The 2,570-nt window shown below is 35.3% G+C and carries 5 protein-coding genes; all 5 read left to right on the top strand.

The genetic code is table 11. The features are described 5' to 3' along the window. Positions 1-116: 116 nt before the first annotated feature. Positions 117-470, top strand: coding sequence for an SH3 domain-containing protein (locus AC220I_RS21150; protein WP_486725853.1), 354 nt, complete (start codon positions 117-119; stop codon positions 468-470). Positions 471-496: 26 nt separating this feature from the next. Continuing rightward, positions 497-739, top strand: coding sequence for a hypothetical protein (locus tag AC220I_RS21145; protein WP_486725852.1), 243 nt, complete (start codon positions 497-499; stop codon positions 737-739). Between the two features lie 24 nt (positions 740-763). Next, positions 764-1,471 carry a hypothetical protein gene (locus AC220I_RS21140; RefSeq protein WP_486725851.1) on the top strand — a complete coding sequence of 236 codons (708 nt, stop codon included), beginning with the start codon at positions 764-766 and terminating at the stop codon, positions 1,469-1,471. A gap of 140 nt (positions 1,472-1,611) precedes the next feature. Further along, positions 1,612-2,301, top strand: a complete 690-nt coding sequence (locus tag AC220I_RS21135; protein ID WP_486725850.1) for a hypothetical protein — start codon at positions 1,612-1,614, stop codon at positions 2,299-2,301. Between the two features lie 87 nt (positions 2,302-2,388). Further along, a partial coding sequence (locus AC220I_RS21130) for a hypothetical protein (RefSeq protein WP_486725849.1) occupies positions 2,389-2,570 on the top strand: 182 nt, incomplete at its 3' end.

The following is a 2,570-nucleotide window of genomic DNA, read 5'->3' as shown; positions in this document are numbered from 1 at the left end:
ATTTTCTAAGATAAAGTTCATAGAATAGACACTTAAATATGATATGGTTTAAATATATGAAGTTCTTTAAAGGATCTGATTTAGGATCTTTTTTTTACGAAGAAGTGAGGTTTTTTATGAGTGAATACATAGTGGTTAAAGAGAGATCATCTGAAACGGATGAACCAATTCAATTGGTAAAAAATGAAGTGATTGAGTGTATTGAAGAATCAAATTCAGAAGGGGACTGGCCGAATTGGATTTACTGTAAAAGTCAAAACAAAGAGGGCTGGGTGCCAAAGCAGATTATAAAAAAAGAGGATACGACCAAAGGCGTCATATTAGAAGATTATGATGCAACCGAATTTGATCTATGTGTTGGAGAAGTCATATTGGCAGAAAAACATTTAAATGGTTGGATTTATGGTGCTAAGAAAGAGAACTTGTGGAAAAAAGCATGGGCACCACTTAATTACCTGAAAAAATTGTAAGGGAACATATGCAAGGAGTATATAATATGGGATCAAGGCTAATAACCTATTTAGTAATCATTATCTTAGCCATCATATTCAATCGCTATTTTAGACGCAGAATAGAATCTCTTATTAGAAGAGAGGTTGCGGATAAGGGTGGCATTGTAACCAATATTAAACCAATAAGCAGGGATCATATCTATGTTGTGACCTATGAAATAGATGGCGAAGAAGTTAAGACTACCATCAGATATCTTGGAGAGGGTATCTTAGAATGGCTGAACTAAATAAAGGCGGATTGGAGATGCAAGATGAGTGTAAAAAGAAACACCAATAAGCACCATACATATTTTATAGCCTTTTTGATAATGTTACTTATCTTTACCTTAGTATTGATGACTGCATGTAGTAAGGACAGCTCTGATGCTGATACGGAAACAGACACAGAAAGTTCTGAAGAAGAAATACCCACTGAAAAACCTGTAATTTACCTGTATCCTCAAGTAGAGACTGAGGTTCATGTTGAGCTTGATTTTTCGGGACAATTAATGACGACTTATCCCAAATACAATGATGGTTGGGATATTGTCGCAACGCCAGAGGGGCGTTTGGTCGAAAAAGACAGTCTCCTTGAATATTCTTATTTATTCTGGGATGGCTCATCGGATTATGAGTGGCATATCGAAAAAGGTTTTGTCGTTAAGGGCGAGGATACTGCGGAATTTTTAAGAGATAAATTGAGTTATTTGGGCTTAGAACCCCATGAATACAATGAGTTCATCGTCTATTGGCTGCCAAGAATGGAATCTAATAACTACAACTTAATATACTTTCCAGATGAAGAATACACTGAACAGGCAACTTTGACCATTACACCGGAGCCGGACAGTGTTATTAGAGTTTTTATGGTTTTTAAACCGCTTGAGAAAAACCTTCAGATTGAAACACAAAGGCTGACGCCTAAAAAGAGAAGTGGATTTGCTGTGATCGAATGGGGCGGTACTGAGCTCAAGCGATAAAAGAGATAAACAAGGTAGACCTAGTAAATACAGTAGACACGGCTAAGCAGAGACAAACACAGATAAACACAGACAAACACAGATAAACATAGACAAACACGATAGGACGCAAATACATTATACAGCTTGGAGTAAAACATATGATTAACAACAATAATAATAGCAAGGGAAATAATAATTTCGTAAAGGCTTTTCTTGTATTAATACTCTATGGCGTTTTGTCATATCAGTTTCCTTATAGCAATAAATCCATGATCACAGTATTAGTGCCACCAATACATTTGGGGGAAGGAACCCTTTATCTATCTGGCATAGTGACGCTTGTTTTTTTAGCTTGGTTCATCAAATTGATTACGAGTTCAGACCGGTATGAAAGTAAAAAGTTTTTAGTGTTTATAGTGGTTTTGTTCCTTTTTACACCAGTGACAAATGTAGTGCATGATGTGATCAATTTCCCGTTTTATCAGTTACAGGAAGATGTAAAATTGATTGAAATAAAGGATAGCTATTTATCCTTTTCATTTATGGAAGATGATGGTTTTGCCAAGGTTAGACTCACCCTAAAAGGTCACAAAGGATATAAAGGCCCTTTCAAAGTGGATCTAGAACTAGACGAAGAAACAATGGCTTTGATTGATTTTAAAGGTATTTCAAATGAGGAATACTATATTAATCGTGGTGAAAATACCATAGAAATTGAGGTGCCAGTTAAGGTTAAGCCCAGTCAAGTCGATGCATTATTCAATCAGGGCATAAGAAAAATGGATTACTATGTCGTATTTTATAACGCTGGTAATACAAGCAGATGGTACCGAAATGATGAGTACTAGTTTAGATTTAAAGCTTTATTCGTTTATTTCTAGACGGACATAAGGATAAGTTCGTCTTAAAATCATGTTCTAATGGAGGGGGATCAAATGATTAAAATTAATATCAAAGTTTTACGCATCATTGTTCTTGCCTTTATTGGCCTTTTGAATGGAATTTGGATTCCGATTCTTTTTGATGGATTAAGCAATGATCAGATTGCTTTTATACAGTCAGAATACATGATTTCTATACTGCTTTCTGGAATCAATTTAGCCCTTATGTTTAAGCT

The organism is Fusibacter sp. (genome assembly GCF_057447755.1).
This window is presented reverse-complemented; position numbering and strand designations above follow the sequence as displayed.

Coding starts and splice junctions, on each gene's coding strand:
- AC220I_RS21150 (WP_486725853.1), top strand. CDS start 117: ATGAGTGAATACATAGTGGTTAAAGAGAGATCATCTGAAACGGATGAA.
- AC220I_RS21145 (WP_486725852.1), top strand. CDS start 497: ATGGGATCAAGGCTAATAACCTATTTAGTAATCATTATCTTAGCCATC.
- AC220I_RS21140 (WP_486725851.1), top strand. CDS start 764: ATGAGTGTAAAAAGAAACACCAATAAGCACCATACATATTTTATAGCC.
- AC220I_RS21135 (WP_486725850.1), top strand. CDS start 1,612: ATGATTAACAACAATAATAATAGCAAGGGAAATAATAATTTCGTAAAG.